Origin of the sequence: Micromonospora sp. CA-263727, assembly GCF_050942455.1 — a bacterium.
Taxonomy (GTDB): Bacteria; Actinomycetota; Actinomycetes; order Mycobacteriales; family Micromonosporaceae; genus Micromonospora.
Genome location: NZ_CP192031.1, coordinates 1,355,738 through 1,373,889, shown reverse-complemented (window position 1 = coordinate 1,373,889; position 18,152 = coordinate 1,355,738). Strand labels below are relative to the sequence as shown.

Below are 18,152 nucleotides of genomic sequence, written 5' to 3'. Positions count from 1 at the left end.
GGATAGTCCCCGGCAGGTGGCAGCGCCGCGTGGGGTCGCCGGGGGTGGATCACAGCGGGCCGAGAAGCAGCCGGTAGTGCTCGCCGAAGATGCGGTCGCCACGCCCGCGCAGCAACGGGTCGCGCAGCGCCGGCGGCACGTCGCGGGTGCGGTTGCGGTCCCGGGTCCGGTCCCGCACCCATCGGGTACGCGGCCGGCGGCGACTCTCGTACGCGGTCAGCGCCGCCTCCACACTGCTCGCAGCGTGCAGCGACTCGGCGAGCACCACCGCGTCCTCCAGGGCCATCGCGGCGCCCTGGGACAGCGTCGGCGCGGTGGCGTGGGCGGCGTCGCCGACCAGCAGCACCCGGCCCCGGTACCAGCGCCCGAGTTCGACCTCGTCGGTGGTGCTGACGTGCACCCGGTCGAGCGCGTCGAGCACCTCCGGCACCGGCCCACCGTAGTCGCCGAAGAGTTCGCGCAGCCGGGCCCTCGGGTCGGCCGGCGGTTCGGTGCCGGCCTCGTCGGCGTAGCAGTGCAGCCGGCCCGCGCCGATCGGCACCACGAGGAAGCCGCAGCGCTGCCCGAGCAGGGCGGTCCACTCGTCGACCACCGGGCCGTGGCGCACGACGCCGCGGTAGACCACCTGGCCGGCGGGGCGGGGCGGCCCGCCGAGGGCGGCCAGCGCCCGGATCGAGGAACGCGGCCCGTCGGCGCCGATCACCAGGTCGTACTCGGTCTGGGTGCCGTCGACGAAGGTGACGCCGACGCCGGCTGGCAGCAGGTCGATGGTGCACACCTCGGCACCGTGCCGGACCGCGCCGCCGGCCCCGCTGAGCAGCACCCGGTGCAGGTCGGTGCTGGGCAGCGCACGGCACTCCCCGACCCCGGCCCAGAGCGTGTCGAGGTCGACCTCGCAGAGCGGCGCGCCGGCCGCGTCGAGGAAGCGCTGCCAGTGGATGACCTGCCCGAACGGGCGTACCGGGCCGTCCAGGTCCAGCCGGCGCAGCGCGCGCGCCGCGTTGCCCGGGAGGTAGAGGCCGGTGCCGGTGAGTTCACCCGGCGGCGCCTTGTCGGTGACGTCCGGCCGGAAGCCCGCCAGGCGCAGCGCCCGGGCCACGGCCAGGCCGGCGATGCCCGCGCCAACGACGAGGATGCGCAGGGGGGAGCCACGCATGGGGGTGTACGCCTCCGGAGGGAATCGGCACGCGTTGGAGGCAAGACACTACTCGGCGCAATCGGCACACACCAGAGGCAACCGGTCGGCCGGTGACATCCCTCGGCGTCCTCGACTCCGCCCGTCGGCGCAGGCCACCTCCGGCCGGGGGTCGCCGGATGACCGATGGTAGGGGCCGTGACACACCTCACAATTACCCTTAATCACCCGCAGCGGTTGCGCCCATTGTTTCAAGGATGTAAATGTGACGATGAGCATGGGAGCGCTCCCGGGCCCACCCCGTCGGCGTGCGTTTCCGACCGCTCCGTCCGCAACCCGTCCCGGCGTCCAGGTGACGCCGCAGCGCAAGGAGCATCATGAGACGTCCCCTGCGGGCCATCCTGGCCATCGGCCTGCTCGCCGCCGGCTCGATCGTCGCCGTGGCCCTCGGCGGCACCGCCTCCGCCGACACCCAGATCTGCGAACAGTACGGCAGCACGGTGATCCAGAGCCGCTACGTGGTGCAGAACAACCGCTGGGGCACCAGCGCCCAGCAGTGCATCAACGTCACCTCCACCGGCTTCGAGATCACCACCCAGAACGGCAGCAACCCCACCAACGGCGCCCCGACGGCGTACCCGTCGATCTTCCTCGGCTGCCACTACACCAACTGCTCCCCCGGCACCAACCTGCCGATCCAGGTCAGCCAGATCAGCAGCGCGACCAGCAGCATCAACTACCGGTACGTCAGCGGGGCCGTCTACAACGCCTCGTACGACATCTGGCTCGACCCGTCGCCCCGACGGGACGGGGTGAACCAGATGGAGATCATGATCTGGCTCAACCGGCAGGGCCCGATCCAGCCCATCGGCTCCGTGGTCGGCACCGCCACCATCGACGGCCGCAGCTGGGAGGTCTGGCGGGGCAGCAACGGCTCCAACAACGTCATCTCGTACCTGGCCCCGTCGGCGATCAGCAGCGCGAACCTCAACCTGCTGGCCTTCATCAACGACACCCGCAACCGGGGCGCGATCACCAACTCCTGGTACCTGACCAGCATCCAGGCCGGCTTCGAGCCCTGGCAGGGCGGCGCCGGGCTGGCGGTGACCAGCTTCTCCGCCGCGGTCAACGGCGGCGGCAACCCCACCACCCCGCCGCCGACCACCACGCCGCCCACCACGCCCCCGCCCTCGGGCGGCGGCACGTGCGCGGTGAAGTACACGGCCAACTCGTGGAACAACGGCTTCACCGCCGACGTGCAGATCACCAACACCGGGTCGAGCACGGTCAACGGCTGGACCCTGGCGTACTCGCTGCCGTCCGGGCAGCAGGTGACCAACACGTGGAACGCCACGGTGACCCAGAGCGGCTCGTCGGTGACCGCCCGGAACGTGAGCCATAACGGCACGATCGCCCCCGGCGGCACGGCCAGCTTCGGCTACCAGGGCACGCTGAGCGGCGCGTACTCCTCCCCAACCAGCTTCACCCTCAACGGCACCACCTGCACCCGCTCCTGAATGTAAGGAGGGGCCCCTTCCTAACGCCTCGTGTATAGGAGGGGGCCCCTCCTAACGCGCGCCCGACGCCGCTCGCTCGGGATGGGGGTGGGCGGTCAGAGCTTGCCGAGGGCGTCGATGTCGCGCATCTCCTCGGCGGTCAGCGAGAAGCCGAAGACGTCGGCGTTGGCCCGGATCCGCTCCGGGGTCACCGACTTCGGGATCGCCACGGTCTCGTGGTCGATGTGCCAACGCAGCACCACCTGAGCCGGCGAGACGTTGTGCGCGCCGGCGATCCGGGTCAGCACCGGGTCGGAGAGGTCGCTGGTCTTGAACGGGCTGTAGCCCTCCAGCACCACCCCACGGTCGCGGTGCTCGGCGTGCCGCTGCCGGTCGTACAGCCAGGGGCTCCACTTGATCTGGTTGACCGCCGGGTTCTCCTCGGTCGTCTGGATCAGCTCGTCGATCTGGCTGGTGCTGAAGTTGCTCACCCCCACCGCCCGGGCCAGGCCGGTGTCGCGGGCGGCCAGCATCTCCCGCCAGACCGGGATCAGGTCGCCGGGCTCGCTCGGCGGCCAGTGCACCAGCCACAGGTCGACATGATCGAGGCCGAGCGCACGCAGGCTCGCCTCGATCGTCTCCCGTTCCCGGCCGACCCGCTCGGGCGGCAGCTTGGTGGTGATGAAGACGTCCTCCCGGCGCAGCCCGCTCTCGCGTACCGCGCGGCCGACCTCCTCCTCGTTGCCGTACATGGTGGCGGTGTCGATGTGCCGGTAGCCGGCGTCGAGCGCGGCGAGCACGGCCTTGAACCCGGCCTCGCCGGTGGCCTGCCAGGTACCGAAGCCGAGCAGGGGAATCCGGACGTCGCCGGGAAGGATGGCGGTGGGATGGTCAGCGTGGTCCATACCGACCGTTCTACCCGCGATGACCGCCGCCACGCCCGGAATCGGGCGTGCCGGCCCGCCCGGGGACCGGACGCGCCGGACCGCTTTGCCGGAGAATGCGGGTGTGGCTGACCGGCGAGGAACATCGTGTACCTGACCCACCTCGAATGCCCGCGCTGCGGCCGGCAGCACGACGCCGGCGTACCGCAGAATCTCTGCGACTGCGGCTCCCCGCTGCTGGCCCGCTACGACCTCGCCGCGGTGGCCGGGGTGGTCGAGCCGGAGCGGTTCGGGCTGCGCCCGGCCGACCTGTGGCGCTACCGGGAGGTGCTGCCGGTGGCCGACCCGCACTGCGTCACCACGCTCGGCGAGGGGTGGACGCCGATGCTGCGCGCTCCGGCGTACGGCGCCGAGATCGGCGTCGACGAACTGCTGGTCAAGGACGAGGGGCTGACCCCGACCGGATCGTTCAAGGCACGGGGGGCGGCGGTCGGCGTGAGCCGGGCCCGGGAGCTGGGCATCCGGCGGATCGCCATGCCGACCAACGGCAACGCGGGCGCCGCCTGGGCCACCTACGCGGCCCGGGCCGGGCTGGGCGCGACGATCGCGATGCCGCTCTCCGCACCGGCCATCTGCCGCCGCGAGTGCGTGGCCGCCGGTGCCGACCTGCGCCTGGTCGACGGGCTGATCGGCGACGCCGGGCGCCAGGTCGCCGCGCTCGTCGCGGCCTCCGCCGGCACCATCTTCGACGCGGGTACGCTGCGCGAGCCGTACCGCCTCGAAGGCAAGAAGACCATGGGGTACGAGATCGTCGAGCAGCTCGGCTGGCAGGTGCCCGACGTGATCGTCTACCCGACCGGCGGCGGGGTGGGGCTGATCGGCATCCACAAGGCCCTCGACGAGCTGCGGGAACTGGGCTGGGTGGAGGACCGGCTGCCCCGGTTGGTGGCGGTGCAGTCCACCGGCTGCGCCCCGATCGTGCGCGCGTTCGCCGCCGGGGATGACCGCGCCGAGCCGTGGGCGGACGCGCACACCGTGGCGTTCGGCATCACCGTCCCGGCGCCGCTCGGTGACGAGCTGATCCTGACCGCGCTGCGGGCCACCGCCGGCACCGCGATCGCGGTGGACGACGCCGAGATCCTCGCCGACCTGCGGGACTTCGCCGCCCGTGAGGGGCTGCTGCTCTGCCCGGAGGGGGCGGCCTGCCTGACCGCCGCCCGGAAGCTGCGGGCCGGCGGGTGGATCCGGGCCGGCGAGCGGGTGGTGGTGCTGAACACCGGGGCGGGCCTGAAGTACCCGGAGACGGTGGACGTCTCCGGCGTGCCGGTCCTGCCCAGCTGACCCGCCCCGGCAGGTGGTCAGGAGTGCGGGGGTTCGTCCTCGCCGGCGGCCTCGGCCGCGTCGGATTCCTCCCTGGTCCGGTGCACCGCCTGGTCGGCGTGCTCCGGCGGGCCGTAGACGGTGTAGAGCACCAGCGGGTTCGGCCCGGTGTTGACGAAGTTGTGCCGGGTACCGGCCGGCACCACCACCAGGTCGCCCTGGACGACCTCGCGCTTCTCGCCGGCCACCCGAGCCTCGCCGCTGCCGCTGACGAAGGTGAGGATCTGGTCGATGCCCTCGTGCACCTCCTCACCGATCTCACCGCCGGCCGGAATAGTCATGATCACCAACTGGGTCCGCTGCCCGGTCCAGAGCACGCGGCGGAAATCCGGGCTCTTCTCGGCGACGGTCGCGATAGTGAAATGCTCCATGTCCGGCACATACCCAGTTGCGGGCCGGCCCAAGCCGGAACCCGGCCCGGCGGCACGCGGCCGGAACCCGGCCCGGGGGTGGTCGGAACTCGGCCACGCCGGAGGTGGTCGGGACTCGCAAATGGCGGAATTGGCCACGGTTCGAGGGTTTGGACCGGCCCCGGGTGGGGATCGACACACCGACCGGCACCGTCCGGTCACGCCAGGTCCCCGCTGACGTACCGCCGGATGGCTGCGGCGGTGGGAGACGGCCGAGCGCGGCGACGTTTCGATCCCCGGGTCGAACGGCGCCGCGCGCTCGTGCGCGGGCCAGCCCCACTCGCACTGGGCGTCCGCCGAGGCTGGCTGCACCTGCGCCGGGCTGGCGACGCCTCGCGGAGACGGGCTCCGGACGGGGGGGGCGCGTCAGGCGTGCACGGCCAGGTGGAAGGGGCGGTCGGCGGCGACGCCGGCACTGTCGAAGGTGGTCACGAAGACGGCGTTCTGGATACCGGTCCGGCCGGCGACCGCGATCTGCCCGGCCGGCGCGAGGCCGGTGCTACCCGGTAGGCCGACGGTGCCGACGCAGCTGGCGCCCGTCACGTCCTGGTCGAAGACGACCTGGTACATCCCGGTGCTCAGCCGGTTGGCCGTCGCCGCGCCCAGCCCTCGGACCAGAACGCCGTTGGCGTTGACCACCGCGAACAAGACTCTTGCGGTCGGGGGCATGCCGACGCCGGCGCAGGTGGTGTGTTCGGCGTCGGCGTGGGCGGTGGCCTCGTCCCCCGGCACGGGCTGCCCCGCCCATCTGCTCCTGGCTCGCGCGCTGGACATTGCACTCCTCTCCAGTCGGCCGGCCGGCCATTTGGCGTGTTGAGTTGGTTGTGTGACTAAAGGGGCGAAGTAGCAACTAAATGGGGATCAGCGGACCTGGCCCCCAAATGGGCCATCAACGCCGATCAGCACCCTTTGTGCATCGAACGTATGTCGCGTTCCCGGCCGGTAGCCAGGCGATCGGCTGTCCGATCAAGGACAGTTGATCCGATGATCATGCCGTTGACCTGCGACGAAGCAACAAGATGAGCGGATCTCAGTCGTCATCGTCGGGCTCCGGCATGGGTACGCCGCCCACGCAGCGCACCGACAGTTCGTCCTCGCCCCCCGGGCCGACGAACTTCACCTCGGCCTCGTCGTCCGGGCCACGGTCGACGTCGTCCACCCGGTAGCCCTGGTGCGCGTACCAGGACACCAGGTACGCCCCGCCGGGCACACACTCCGCCACCACGCCACCGCCCCGGCTGGTGTAGCTGCGCCGGTTGCCGGGCTCTGCGCTCGGGCTGGCCGGCGACGTCACCACCGGCGGGGCGGACGTCGGGACGCCGGTCGGCGTGGCCGGGGCGGTCGGCGCGGTCGGCGCGGGTTCGGCCAGCGCGCGGGCGATCTCCTCCTGGCTGCGGACACCGCCCGGCGTTCCGGTGAGGCTCTCCCCCACCAGGCGGATCGCGGCGACTCCGATCAGGGTGGCGACCACCGCGGTGGCCAGCCACCCGGCGACGGCGAGGATCGTACGACGGCCCATCACCCGACTATCCCCGATCACGGGTTGGGACGACCTTCGGGCAACGCTAAGGAAGGGTTAACGGACCGGCTGCTCCGCCACCGGCGGGGATACCCTGCCTGCTGTGGCCCGCCTGCTGCTGATCGAGGACGACCTGACCATCCGTACCCCGCTGGTGCGGGCGCTACGCGAGCGGGGACACGCGGTGGCCGCGGCGTCGACCGCGATGACCGGGCTGCGCGACGCCCTCGACGACCGCCCCGACCTGGTCGTGCTCGACCTCGGGCTGCCCGACCTCGACGGCCGCGAGTTGCTGCGGATGTTGCGCGCGGTCAGCGCGGTGCCGGTCATCGTCGCCACCGCCCGGGACGACGAGCGGGAGATCATCCGGGTGCTCGACGCCGGGGCCGACGACTACGTGGTCAAGCCGTTCACCGCCGCCCAACTCGATGCCCGGGTACGGGCGGTGCTGCGCCGCGGGCCGGCCGGGCCGGCCGGCGAGGATCCGACCATGGTGGTCGGCGGACTGCGGATCGACCCCCGGTCACGGCAGGTCAGCCTCGACGGCGAGCCGGTCGAGCTGACCCCCCGCGAGTTCGACCTGCTGCGGCATCTGGCCACCCGGGCCGGCGAGGTGGTGACCAAGCGGGAACTGCTGACCGAGGTGTGGCAGATCCCGTACGGCGGGGCGGACAAGACCGTCGACGTGCACCTGTCCTGGCTGCGCCGCAAGCTCGGCGAGAGCGCCCAGCAGCCGCGTTACCTGCACACCGTACGCGGGGTCGGGGTGCGACTGGTCTCCCCCGGGGCCGGCGGATGAGGGCGCGGCTGGCGCTGCTGGTCGCCGCGGTCAGCGTGCTCATCGTGATCGCCTTCCTGGTGCCGCTGGCGCTGCTGCTGCGTACCGCCGCCGAGGACCGGGTGACCGTACGGGCCACCGCCGACGCACAGAGCCTCGCCCCGGTGGTCGGCACCGCCGACGCGGAAACCATCCGGCTGACCGTCGAGCAACTCGCCGCGGAGTCCGGCCGGCCGGTGAGCGTGTTCCTGCCCGACGGCACCGTGCTCGGCTCACTCACCCAGGCCACGCCGGCGGTGCAGTTGGCGGGGCGGGGGCAGAGCCTCACCGTGCAGTCCGCCGATGGCCGGGAGGTGGTGATCGCGGTGCAGGGCCGACCCGACGGTACCGCGGTCATCCGCACGGTCGTGCCGTACGCCGAGATGACCACCGGAGTGGGCCGGGCCTGGCTGGTGCTGGCCCTGCTCGGGGTGCTGCTGGTGATGATCGGCCTGGCCGTGGCCGACCGGCTGGCCCGCACCCTGACCCGCCCCATCGGCGAGCTGTCGGCGGTGTCGCACCGGCTGGCCAACGCCGAGCTGGACGCGCGGGTCGTCCCGGCGGGTCCGGCGGAGCTGCGCGAGGTGGGCGGGGCGCTGAACCATCTGGCCGGCCGGATCCAGGAGTTGCTGGTGCAGGAGCGGGAACAGGTGGCCGACCTGTCGCACCGGTTGCGGACCCCGCTGACCGCGCTGCGTCTGGAGGCCGAGTCGCTGCGCGACCCGCAGGACGCCGCCCGGATCACCGAGGCGGTGGACGGGCTGGAACGGGCGGTGACCGGCCTGATCCGGCAGGCCCGCTGGCGTACGCCCGCCGACGGCGCGGTGGTCACCGACGCGGTGGCGACGGTCGCCGACCGGGTGGCCTTCTGGTCGGTGCTGGCCGAGGACACCGGCCGCTCGGTCGACCTCGACCTGGCGCCGGGCCCGCTGCCGGTCGGAGTGCCGGCCGACGAGCTGGCCGCAGCGGTGGACGCGCTGCTCGGCAACGTCTTCGCGCACACCCCGGACGGCACCCCGTTCGCCGTGCGGCTCGCCCCGGCCGGCGACCAGGTGGTGCTGACGGTGGCCGACGAGGGTCCCGGCATGCCGGCGGACTCGGTACGCCGAGGCACCAGCCAGGCCGGGTCGACCGGTCTCGGGCTGGACATCGCCGGACGGGCGGCCCAGGCCAGCGGCGGCCGGCTGGAGTTGGCCGCACGGCCCGGCGGTGGCGCCGAGGTGATGCTCCGGCTCGGCCCGCCGCGCCCCTGACACCGCCCGTGCGGTCGGGGCGGATAGCTCTTTACCCGGCCTTAGCGTTCGGACAGCGCGCTGCTATCGCGCTGGCACCGATCCTCGATGCAACAAACCGAGGAAAGGTGCAGACGATGAAGCGCAACCCCCTGATCCTGGCGTCGGTCGGCGGCGCGGCGGCGGTGCTCGCGACGGCCGGGGTGCTCCTGGGCGTCGCGGCGGCCGACACCGACCGGGCCCGGCAGACGACGCTGACCGCCGCGACCGGCATCCCGACGACCGCCGGTCTCCCGGACGACGACGCCACGCCGGCCGACAGCGGCAGCCTCGGCACGCCGGCCGACCCGACCGGCACCGCCACCCCGACCGGTGCCGCCACCTCGACCGGGAGCGGCAGCACGGCCGCCCCGGGCAGCACGGCGCCGGCCACCGGCGGGGACGCGGTGAGCCTGAAGCGGGCCGGCGAGATCGCGCTGGCGCACGTCGGTGGCGGTCGGATCACCGAGATCGACCGGGACCGGGAGCACGGCCGGCCGGTCTGGGAGGTGGAGATCATCAAGGGCGACACCGAGCACGAGATCGACATCGACCGGGAGACCGGCGCGGTGGTCAAGGCCGAGCAGGAGCCGGTCGACGACGACCGGCACGACGACGATGACGACCGGTACGACGACTGACCGGACGCCTCTCGGGCCGGCGACGACCCCACCAACGGCGCCCCGGCGCGGCACCCGCCGCGCCGGGGCGCCGTCACGTCGCGGCCCGGTCAACGGTCGCGGTGCAGCCAGGCGACCAGGTCCGGCGGGGCGAGCGCGGCGGCCCGAGCCTGGTAGCGGGCCCGGGTGGCGGCGTCGAGCAGCGCGCTGCCCTGGCCGGAGCGACCGGTACGGAAGAAGGCCCGGCGGTCCTTCAACACCCCCACCGGGTCGGGCGCGAGGCGGTCGGCGCGGGCCCGCATCCGGTCGAAGGTGGCGGCCTCGACCAGCTCCGGCCCGGGCGCTTCGAGCCCCAGCAGCCCGGCGAGCCGGTGCATCTGCCCGCCCAGATCGGCGGAGAGGTCGTCGTAGTGGACGAGGTGGACGTTGGGCGCGTGCCGCCGGGTCCAAGCGTCACGCAGGTGCCACATCACGCCCGGCAGCGAATCCAATTCCTCGCGCGGGGCCGGATCCGCGTCGATCCAGCGTACGAGCGCCTGCGCGACCGGCTGCCGGGGCCGGCCCGGCTCCGGTGCCCCGGTCTGGCCGGTCAACTCGGCGAGGCGGGCCCGGTCCAGGTTGAGGCTCTGGTGGTGCAGGGAGACCGCCATGTCCAACGGATGGCGGGCCACCACGATGTAGTGCACCAGGGGATCGAACGGTACGCCGTCCAGCGGGGTGTGGGTCTTGATGACGCGCCGGTGCCGCTGCGCGGCCAACCGCCGGTACACCGCCTCCGGCGGGTCGACCAGCCAGTCCAGCCAGGGCGACAACTCGCTCAGTGGCGCCGGCAGCTCCGGAGTACGCAGCACCAGGAGCGCACAGATCATCTGCATCCAGGTCGTCCCGCTCTTGGAGCGGGTGCTGATCACGATGTCCCCCGGACGGCGGGAAAAGCCCTGCCAGCGAGCGCTGTCCTCGTCGGAGGAGCGGTATCGGATCACGGCGTCGGCCACCGAGGTGAGGTTAGTCGGGGAGCTGACAGCTGTCAGGGGAGTTTCGGGCGACATGCCCTGTGCGACAGGTAGTCGCCTGGCTACATTGAATTATGGTGCCCGCCAACCGGGGTCGGGCGGCGGACCCGGTCTACCGCCCCATCCTCGTCGCACGGCGGGGAGAACTGGAGGCGCTCGGCCACCTCGACGATGCCCTTGCCCCGATGCTCGCCCCGATCCTGCAACTGTCCATGATGGACCACTCCGTGGTGGATTCCATCCGCCGGCTGCCGCCGGGGCTCGTCCCGGCCGTCGACGTCACCGCCCTGCCCGACCGGACGGAATCGGAGTTGGCCCGCTGGGGCGTACCGGTGGTGCCGGTGATCGGCCTGGCCGACGGCGAGCGGCGTCTGGTGGCGCACGGGGTCGCGGCACGGGCGCACACCGCGCAGGCCGTGGTACGGCTGCGGGTCAGGCAGGACCGGGCCGGCCCCGACGCCACCACCGCCGCCGTGGAGCGGATCTGGCGGTACGCGCGACTGGCCCCCGAACAGTGCGACCTGCTGGTCGACTGCGGTGACGTGTGCTGCCCGGCGGACGTACGGGCGACCGAGCCCCGGGCCCGGCGGGTGCTGGACTGGGCGCGACGGCACGCCTGGCGCTCGGTCAGCGTGGCGGCCGGCGGCATGCCGCCGGCCGTGTCCCGACTGGCCACCGACGAGCCGGTCCGCCTTGACCGTTGGGATTGGCTGCTCTGGCAGCGGTTGACCGGTCCCGGCATCGGCTTCGGCGACTACGGGGTGGCTCCGGCGGCACCGGGCACGGAGGTGACCGGCGACCGGTTGCCGACGGTTCGCTACGCCAGTGACGGTGCCTGGTGGGTCTACCGCTGGTCCCGGCGGGGCGGGCGCGGCGAGGAGCGGGTGGCCGACCTGTGCCGCGCCCTGGTGTCGGCGCCGCACTGGCCGGCGGCGGGCGCCGGCTTCTCCTGGGGCGACCACGAGATCCTGCGCCGGGCCCGGCGGGGTGCCGGTGCCGGGTCGGCGACCAACTGGTTGGCCTGGAGCACCTCGCATCACCTGGCCCACGTGCTGGCCGAGCTGACCGAGCCGGCCGGCGGCGGAGCCCGACACCCCGGTGCGCCGTCGCGCCGGGGCCGTACGCCGCGCGGCAGCGAGATCCGCCGCGCCGGCTGACGTGGCCGCTGCTACTTCTCGGTGAAACCGAACTGCACGACGCCGTCGTCGTCGACGGTGGCGTCGACGGAAGCCTCGCCGAGCAGGTCGGCGGCGTCGGAGTCGAGAAAGATCCGGGCACCCTGGTTGTCGACCACCTGGTCGCCTTCGATCGGCGCGGCGACCAGTTCGACGCTGAGCGATCCGGCCGCGGTGTCCGCGGCGATGCGTACGCCGCCCCCCTCGGCGACGTCCTGCTGGTTGGCGAGATCACGGATCACCAGGACGGCATTGTCGGTCATCGTGAGCATGACGGGACTCCTCGTGAGATTGCTCGGCTCCCGGTGCGAACACCCGTTCTGCGGATCCGCTCTGCGGATCCGCGGGCGGGCCGGACTCGGCCCGTGCACCGGCACGAATGTGGCGACGCCCTGGGCTGGCCACGCCCGGCGCGGCTCGCCGGGACCGTGGACGCCCACCGCCGCCTCGGGGCACCTCAAGGCCCCTGCACTGCCCACGGTGCACGCCACCGGAGGATCCGTCAAGTAGACGGCAATCGATGCCAAAAGCCGGCATGAACCCGAACCGAGTGGGTAACCCACGCGGTCGACGACGTTAATAGGGGGCCCTTCCTCTACACGAGGCGTTAAGAAGGGACCCTTCCTTACACCTCAGGCGGGGGTGGGGGGTGGGATGGGGGCGGTGGGGTCGCCGCGTTCGATCAGCGCGGCGATGTCGGCGTCGTGCAGGCCGCGCAGCGCGAGGACCCGGGTGCCCCACCGGTGCAGCCGGCACGGGTGGGGGCTGGCGTCGTTGCGGCAGACCGTTCCACCGGACCACCTCCGGGGCGCGTGCACCACGACGGCCCGGACGGCGAACTGGGCGTCCTCGGCGGTCACGTACGGCGGCAGCGGGATCTCCCGCAGCCCCGCTCCGGCCGGTTCGCCGGTGGGCGGGAACGGACGGACGGCACGGCTGCTGGTCATCGGCCTGGCCTCCACACAGGACGGTGGAACACGGACAGCAGGACGTTACGGTGCACCGGACCCATCGTGACGGACAAACTGTCCCGACGACCCGGGCCGCCGGACCCGCGACGGGCCGCCAACCGGGCCGTAACCGCAGGTCAGACCCGACCGCCGGGCCTTCAGCTCAGCGCGACCGCCTGTAGCCCGACGTTGCCGCAGTGCGGGGTGAAGGCCTCCTCCACCGTCCAGGTGAGCAGCAGCCGCGCGCCTTTCGGCGCCTGGAACCGGACCGCCGCTCTGGCGGACTGGCTGGTGTGCCGCTCCTCCAGCCGCAGCGTCCGGCTCGGGCCGCCGCCGCTCAGCCGCGCCTCCAGCCGACCCCGGGCCATCCACACGCCGAGGTAGACGGTGGCGGTCCGGGGCTGTCCGTCGGCGACCACGGCGAGGCTGAAGCCGCTGCCGGCGCCGCAGGTGTAGACCCCGTCGGGGGTGGCGTCGGCCGACTTGACCGGCGCGCCGTCGCGCCACCGGAACAGTTCCTGGTTGCCGTCCCAGCCGCCCCGCTCGCCACCGCCGCCGAGGTCGCGGATCTCGGCGGAGCCGTCGCGCTTGCGGACCGTCGCCCCGGCATCGCCCAGTCCCCAGTGCACCCAGTCGCGCCGGCCCGCCTCGGTCAGGTCCACCGTCGCCGGGATGTCCGACCGGCTGACGGTGAGCAGCAACGGCACCGCCGGAGGCGCCGGCTCGTGGGTGTGGCTGAGGCTGGGGTTGGGGCTCGGCGTGCGCTCGCGGGGCCGCAACCCCGGCACGGCCGGAGCGGCGGGGCTGGGCAGGCTCGGCCGCCCGACCACCGCCGGCAGGCCGTCCGAATCCGCCGGCTCCTCCGGGCTGGGCTCCGACCACCAGTTCACGTACCCGACCAGGGCCAGCAGGCCGGCGAGGCCGGCGACCGCCTCCACCAGGAAGCGGCGGCGCCGGCGGACCCGGGCGAGCCGGCGGCTGGCGGTGCGGGTCTCGCTCTCCGGGCCGGGCGCCTGCCGTTGGATCGCCACCGAGCGGTGCCGGGCGGCTCCCCCACGACGTGTTGCCCGGGTACGGTGGGACGCCGGGGCAGCCGCCCGTGCGGGGTGTTCCTCCGCCACCGACCCTCCACTCTGCCGGACCGGGCTCGCGCCGGCAGGCTCGACCCGATTGTGTGGCCGACTCACATTCGCATTGAGGGGACCTTTCGCGCTAGTCGGACGGATCCGTCCGTCCAATTGCGGCCGGATCGCCGGAAGTGCGGTCGGCGGCGCTCACCGGGCCGGCCCTCGAAGCGGTCAGTCGCGGAGTTCGAAGCCGAGCGCGCGGGCCAGGGTCGCGGCCTGCACGGCGTCGATCACGGCCCCGGCGCGCTGCACTGCCGTCGGGTCCAGACCGGTCAGGTCGCTGCCGCGAAGGTCCGCACCGGAGAGTCGGGCACCGCGCCACTGCACGTCGGAGAGGTCGGCCCGGTGCACCGTCGCCCCGGTCAGGTCGGCGCCGGAGAGGTCGGTCTCGCGCAGCCGTACGCCGGTGATCCGTGCGCCGCGCAGGTCGGCCCCGGCGAGGGTGACGAACGACCAGTCGCCCCCGGTGACCGCCAGCGGACGCAGGTCGCACCGGTCGAACGTGCTGCCGACCAGCTTGCAGCCGGTGAACTCGGCCTCGAAGAGGTTGCACCGGACGAAGACGCACCGGGTGAAGGCCGAGTCGGTGTGCCGGGAGACGTTGAACAGCACGTCACCGAAGGTGCAGCCGTCGAAGACCGCGCCGCGGCTGGTCGCCTCGGTCAGGTCGACCCGGTTGAAGGCGCACCGGAGGTAGTGCCGGTCGGAGAGCTCCTCGGCGTACCAGTCCTCGTCGTGGAAGGTGACGTCCTCGATCGGCTCCGGCATGTCACGAAGGTAACCGTCGGCACCGACACCCGCGCCTTCCCGGCGCGCGTACCGGCCGGTAGGTTCGGTCGGGTGAGCATCGCAGGCAGCATCGACCCGCAGCAGGTCGGCTTCGATCCGGCCCGGTTGGCCCGGATCGACGAGCACTTCGGCCGGTACGTCGACGACGGCCGGCTGGCCGGGTTCCAGGTGGTCGTCACGCGGCGCGGCGAGATCGCGCACAGCTCGGCGTACGGGCTGCGGGACCGGGAGACCGGCGCGGCGGTCGAGGCGGACACCCTCTGGCGGATCTACTCGATGACCAAGCCGATCACCTCGCTGGCGGCGATGATGCTCTGGGAGGAGGGCCGCTTCGAGCTGACCGACGAGATCGGGCGCTGGCTGCCCGAGTTCGCCGACATGCGGGTCTACTCGAAGGGCTCGACGCTCAAGCCCTACACCGTGCCGGCGGTCGAGCCGATCCGGGTCTGGCACCTGCTCACCCACACCGCCGGGCTGACGTACGGCTTCATGCAGACCTCGGTGGTCGACGGCCTGTACCGGGCCGCCGGCTACGACCTGTACCCACCGGCGGACGTCGACCTGGCCACCGCCTGCCGGGCTTTCGGCGAGCTGCCGTTGCTGTTCCAGCCCGGCACCGCCTGGGGCTACTCGGTCGCCACCGACGTGCTCGGCCGGTTGATCGAGGTGGTCTCCGGGCAGAGCCTGGACACCTTCCTCACCGACCGGGTGCTGCGCCCGCTGGGCCTGGCCGACACCCGCTGGTACGTCGACGGCACCGACGCCGCCCGGCTCGCCGCGCTGTACGTGCCGGACCCGGCGACCGGGCGCGCCGTGCGCCACGACGCGCTCGGCGACCTGGCGTACCAGAAGCCGACGCTGCTCTCCGGCGGCGGCGGGCTGATCTCGTCGGCCGCCGACTACCACCGGTTCACCCAGTTGCTGCTGCGCGGCGGCGAGCTGGACGGGGTACGCCTGCTCGGTCCCCGCACGGTGCGCTTCATGACCCGCAACCACCTGCCCGGCGGGCAGGACCTGGGCATCCTCTCCACCGGCGGGTTCGCCGAGACGACCCTGGACGGGGTCGGGTTCGGCCTCGGCTTCGCGGTGGTGGACGACCCGATCCCCGCCCGGGTGCCGAGCAGTGTCGGGGAGTACTACTGGGGCGGGGTGGCCAGCACCGCGTTCTGGATCGACCCGGCCGAGCAGATCACCGCCATGTTCTTCACCCAGCTGATGCCGTCGAGCACCTGGCCGATCCGGCCGCAGCTTCGCCAGCTGGTCTACTCCGCGCTGGTCGACTGAAGAGACGGGGCCGGGATCACCGTTCCGCCGGCGGCCGGCGGGGTCGGTCCATAGCCTGGGACCGTGAGCGACATCGTCGTGTTCGGGGCGGGCGGCACCGCGGGTTCGCGGATCGTCGCGGAGGCGTACGGCCGGGGGCACCGGGTGGTCGCCGCGGTGCGTCGGCCAGAGGCCACGTCGTACCTGCCGGCCGGGGTCCGGGTGGTCACCGGCGACGCCACCAGCGCGCGCAGCGTACGCGAGTTGGCGCCGGAGGCGGAGGCGCTGGTGGTGGCGATCGGCGGCGGTGATCACACGCTCTGGCCCGACGCGGCGCGGGCCCTGCTCGACGCGCTGCGGCAGATGCCGGCCGCGCCCCGCGTGATCCATGTGGGCGGCGGCGCCACCCTGCTCACGCCGGCCGGCGGGCGGCTGCTGGACGAGCCCGACTTTCCCGCGGAGTACCGGGACGCGGCGTTGGGACAGGCGGCGGCGCTGGATCTCTACCGCTCCTCGGCCGACGGGGTGAGTTGGACGTACGTCTCGCCACCGCCGTTGGAGTTCCATCCCGGGGAACGAACCGGGAAATACCGGACCGGAACCGAACATCCGGTGACCGATGTCGACGGTCGAAGCGTGCTCAGCTACGAGGATCTCGCCGTCGCGGTGGTCGACGAGATCGAGAATCCACGTTTCCGGAATATGCGCTTCACGGTGGCCTATTGATCCCCTGATCTTGAGAAGCGGCAGCTCGCCGGATAGATTCGAGTCTCTGTGACCTGGGTTACCACACCCCTGACGCCCCGGGTCCGACCTCGAATCAGGAGGGCGCCGTCTTGGCTTCGCTCGACGACACCGTGACACCCCCACACGACTCGTCCCGCTCCACCGGATCCAGCTCTCTCAATCGGCGGCGGGTGCTGACCGTCGCCCTCGGCGGCGCCGCCGCCACCGTGGCGCTGCCCGCGCCCGCCTGGGCCGTCGCCGACCAGCGGCCGGGCGCGCACCGGCCGCCGGCGCTCACCCTCTTCGACCGCCTCGTCGTCGCCCAGCTGTCGACGAAGCGGGCCCTACAGCATCTGAAGGTGCTCTCCGAGGAGATCGGGCCGCGGATCGGCGGCACCGACTCGGAGCGCCGGGCCGCGCACTACATCGCCGGCCAGCTCGACAAGCTGCGGTACGACACCACGTTGCAGCCGTTCCCGGTGGCCGACAAGTTCCTCGCCCAGCTCAGCTCGCCCACCCGGCTGCCGGGCGACCTGAACTGGCAGGTCGGGGCCAGCGCGCACGCGGCGCTGGACACCAGGGTCACCGCCCCGGTGGCCGACGTCGGTGCGGGCTCGGCCGATGACTTCGCCGCCGACGTCAGCGGCAAGATCGTTCTGGTGGACTACGTCGCCGCCCAGCGCGAGCAGGTGGCGGCCCGGGCCGTGGCCGCCGGGGCGGTCGGCGTGGTCTTCCTCCCGGCCGACCTGGTGGAGCCGCGCCGCGCCTCGGCGTTCTCCCCCACGCTGCCCGGCTCCGCCAGTTCGCCGCTGCCGATCCCGGTGGTCGGGGTGGCCCAGGCGCAGAAGCACCGGCTGCGGGCGCTGCTCGCCGCCGGCCCGCTGACGCTGACCGTGGCCACCACCGCGCACCGCGGGCTGACCTCGCACAACGTGCTGGCCGAGCGGCGCGGGTTGGCCGGCAAGCGGGCCCCCGTGGTCATGGTCAGCGCCCACTACGACTCGGTGATCGGCGCGCCCGGCGCCAACGACGACGGCTCCGGCACGGTGCTCTGCCTGGAACTGGCCCGCGTGCTGCGGGCGATTCCGACGTACGCCACCGTGCGGTTCGCCCTCTGGGGCTCGGAGGAGCAGGGGCTGATCGGGTCGCGCTACTACGTGGCTCAGCTTCCTCAGGAGGAGCGCGACCGGATCCTCGCCGTCTACCAGAACGACATGGTCGCCACCAGCTGGGACCCGGCGACCCGGTACTGGCTCCTCTCCTTCACCGGTGAGAGCAACCGGGCCACCGACGAGGTCGCCGCCGCGGCCCGCCGGCTCGGCTACGACCCACGGATCTCCCCGGTCACCCAGCGCGGAGCCAGCGACCACCAGTCGTTCCAGGAGGTCGGCATCGCCAGCGCCAACTTCTCCTGGCGGGGTGAGGAGTCTCCGGCGCTGCTGGAGCCGCCGTACCACAGCCCGGAGGACACCATCGCCAAGAACATCAGCCTGGAACGTCTCCAGGTGTCGATGGAGCTGATCGGCTGCGCCACGTACGCCACGGCCCGCTACTGACACCGGCGACGGGGTGCGGCT

Annotated in this window: 19 protein-coding genes; 9 read left to right on the top strand and 10 right to left on the bottom strand. The window is 73.1% G+C overall.

Annotated features, from left to right (window positions below):
- Positions 1–49: 49 nt before the first annotated feature.
- Positions 50–1,156, bottom strand: coding sequence for an FAD-dependent monooxygenase (locus tag ACQPYA_RS06415; RefSeq protein ID WP_433531720.1), 1,107 nt, complete (start codon positions 1,154–1,156; stop codon positions 50–52).
- A gap of 356 nt (positions 1,157–1,512) precedes the next feature.
- Between ACQPYA_RS06415 and ACQPYA_RS06410 the strand changes: the two genes are divergently transcribed.
- Positions 1,513–2,652 carry a GH12 family glycosyl hydrolase domain-containing protein gene (locus tag ACQPYA_RS06410; protein ID WP_433531719.1) on the top strand — a complete coding sequence of 380 codons (1,140 nt, stop codon included), beginning with the start codon at positions 1,513–1,515 and terminating at the stop codon, positions 2,650–2,652.
- A 95-nt stretch (positions 2,653–2,747) separates the two neighbouring features.
- On the opposite strand, the gene ACQPYA_RS06405 is transcribed toward ACQPYA_RS06410, so the two are convergent.
- The gene (locus ACQPYA_RS06405) at positions 2,748–3,536 is read right to left on the bottom strand and encodes an aldo/keto reductase (protein WP_433531718.1); all 789 of its coding nucleotides are present in this window, start codon (positions 3,534–3,536) and stop codon (positions 2,748–2,750) included.
- A gap of 126 nt (positions 3,537–3,662) precedes the next feature.
- Here ACQPYA_RS06405 and ACQPYA_RS06400 point away from each other — a divergent pair, with 126 nt between their 5' ends.
- Positions 3,663–4,856, top strand: a complete 1,194-nt coding sequence (locus ACQPYA_RS06400) for a threonine synthase (RefSeq protein WP_433531717.1) — start codon at positions 3,663–3,665, stop codon at positions 4,854–4,856.
- A 17-nt stretch (positions 4,857–4,873) separates the two neighbouring features.
- On the opposite strand, the gene ACQPYA_RS06395 is transcribed toward ACQPYA_RS06400, so the two are convergent.
- The 3 genes from ACQPYA_RS06395 to ACQPYA_RS06385 all read right to left on the bottom strand — a co-directional run bounded on the left by ACQPYA_RS06395 (position 4,874) and on the right by ACQPYA_RS06385 (position 6,824).
- Positions 4,874–5,266, bottom strand: coding sequence for a cupin domain-containing protein (locus tag ACQPYA_RS06395; protein WP_433531716.1), 393 nt, complete (start codon positions 5,264–5,266; stop codon positions 4,874–4,876).
- Between the two features lie 405 nt (positions 5,267–5,671).
- On the bottom strand, positions 5,672–6,079 hold the full coding sequence (locus ACQPYA_RS06390; protein WP_433531715.1) for a hypothetical protein: 408 nt from the start codon (positions 6,077–6,079) through the stop codon (positions 5,672–5,674).
- 256 nt (positions 6,080–6,335) lie between these two features.
- Positions 6,336–6,824 (bottom strand): septum formation initiator, encoded by a 489-nt coding sequence (locus tag ACQPYA_RS06385; protein ID WP_433531714.1) that lies wholly within the window; start codon positions 6,822–6,824, stop codon positions 6,336–6,338.
- A gap of 103 nt (positions 6,825–6,927) precedes the next feature.
- Between ACQPYA_RS06385 and ACQPYA_RS06380 the strand changes: the two genes are divergently transcribed.
- The 3 genes from ACQPYA_RS06380 (at position 6,928) to ACQPYA_RS06370 (ending at position 9,553) form a co-directional block, all read left to right on the top strand.
- Positions 6,928–7,623, top strand: coding sequence for a response regulator transcription factor (locus ACQPYA_RS06380; RefSeq protein WP_433531713.1), 696 nt, complete (start codon positions 6,928–6,930; stop codon positions 7,621–7,623).
- Positions 7,620–8,894 carry an ATP-binding protein gene (locus ACQPYA_RS06375; protein ID WP_433531712.1) on the top strand — a complete coding sequence of 425 codons (1,275 nt, stop codon included), beginning with the start codon at positions 7,620–7,622 and terminating at the stop codon, positions 8,892–8,894. The genes ACQPYA_RS06380 and ACQPYA_RS06375 overlap by 4 nt, the downstream gene beginning before the upstream one ends.
- Before the next feature lie 116 nt (positions 8,895–9,010).
- A complete protein-coding gene (locus ACQPYA_RS06370) occupies positions 9,011–9,553 on the top strand; it encodes a PepSY domain-containing protein (protein ID WP_433531711.1) in 543 nt (180 codons plus the stop codon).
- An 89-nt stretch (positions 9,554–9,642) separates the two neighbouring features.
- Here the strand turns inward: ACQPYA_RS06370 and ACQPYA_RS06365 are convergent, their stop codons facing one another.
- A complete protein-coding gene (locus tag ACQPYA_RS06365) occupies positions 9,643–10,527 on the bottom strand; it encodes a sulfotransferase domain-containing protein (protein WP_433531710.1) in 885 nt (294 codons plus the stop codon).
- Between the two features lie 92 nt (positions 10,528–10,619).
- Here ACQPYA_RS06365 and ACQPYA_RS06360 point away from each other — a divergent pair, with 92 nt between their 5' ends.
- Positions 10,620–11,702: a beta family protein gene (locus ACQPYA_RS06360; RefSeq protein WP_433531709.1), complete on the top strand. Its 1,083-nt coding sequence runs from the start codon at positions 10,620–10,622 to the stop codon at positions 11,700–11,702.
- An 11-nt stretch (positions 11,703–11,713) separates the two neighbouring features.
- Here the strand turns inward: ACQPYA_RS06360 and ACQPYA_RS06355 are convergent, their stop codons facing one another.
- The 4 genes from ACQPYA_RS06355 to ACQPYA_RS06340 all read right to left on the bottom strand — a co-directional run bounded on the left by ACQPYA_RS06355 (position 11,714) and on the right by ACQPYA_RS06340 (position 14,565).
- Positions 11,714–11,992 (bottom strand): adhesin, encoded by a 279-nt coding sequence (locus ACQPYA_RS06355; protein WP_433531708.1) that lies wholly within the window; start codon positions 11,990–11,992, stop codon positions 11,714–11,716.
- 360 nt (positions 11,993–12,352) lie between these two features.
- Positions 12,353–12,667 (bottom strand): hypothetical protein, encoded by a 315-nt coding sequence (locus tag ACQPYA_RS06350; protein WP_433531707.1) that lies wholly within the window; start codon positions 12,665–12,667, stop codon positions 12,353–12,355.
- Between the two features lie 161 nt (positions 12,668–12,828).
- The gene (locus tag ACQPYA_RS06345) at positions 12,829–13,701 is read right to left on the bottom strand and encodes a hypothetical protein (RefSeq protein WP_433531706.1); all 873 of its coding nucleotides are present in this window, start codon (positions 13,699–13,701) and stop codon (positions 12,829–12,831) included.
- Positions 13,702–13,968: 267 nt separating this feature from the next.
- On the bottom strand, positions 13,969–14,565 hold the full coding sequence (locus ACQPYA_RS06340; protein ID WP_433531705.1) for a pentapeptide repeat-containing protein: 597 nt from the start codon (positions 14,563–14,565) through the stop codon (positions 13,969–13,971).
- 72 nt (positions 14,566–14,637) lie between these two features.
- Between ACQPYA_RS06340 and ACQPYA_RS06335 the strand changes: the two genes are divergently transcribed.
- The 3 genes from ACQPYA_RS06335 (at position 14,638) to ACQPYA_RS06325 (ending at position 18,131) form a co-directional block, all read left to right on the top strand.
- On the top strand, positions 14,638–15,870 hold the full coding sequence (locus ACQPYA_RS06335; protein WP_433531704.1) for a serine hydrolase domain-containing protein: 1,233 nt from the start codon (positions 14,638–14,640) through the stop codon (positions 15,868–15,870).
- A gap of 63 nt (positions 15,871–15,933) precedes the next feature.
- Positions 15,934–16,575 carry an NAD(P)-dependent oxidoreductase gene (locus ACQPYA_RS06330; protein WP_433531703.1) on the top strand — a complete coding sequence of 214 codons (642 nt, stop codon included), beginning with the start codon at positions 15,934–15,936 and terminating at the stop codon, positions 16,573–16,575.
- 110 nt (positions 16,576–16,685) lie between these two features.
- Entirely contained in the window at positions 16,686–18,131 is a 1,446-nt protein-coding gene (locus ACQPYA_RS06325) for a M20/M25/M40 family metallo-hydrolase (protein ID WP_433531702.1), read from the top strand.
- The last annotated feature ends 21 nt before the right edge of the window (positions 18,132–18,152 follow it).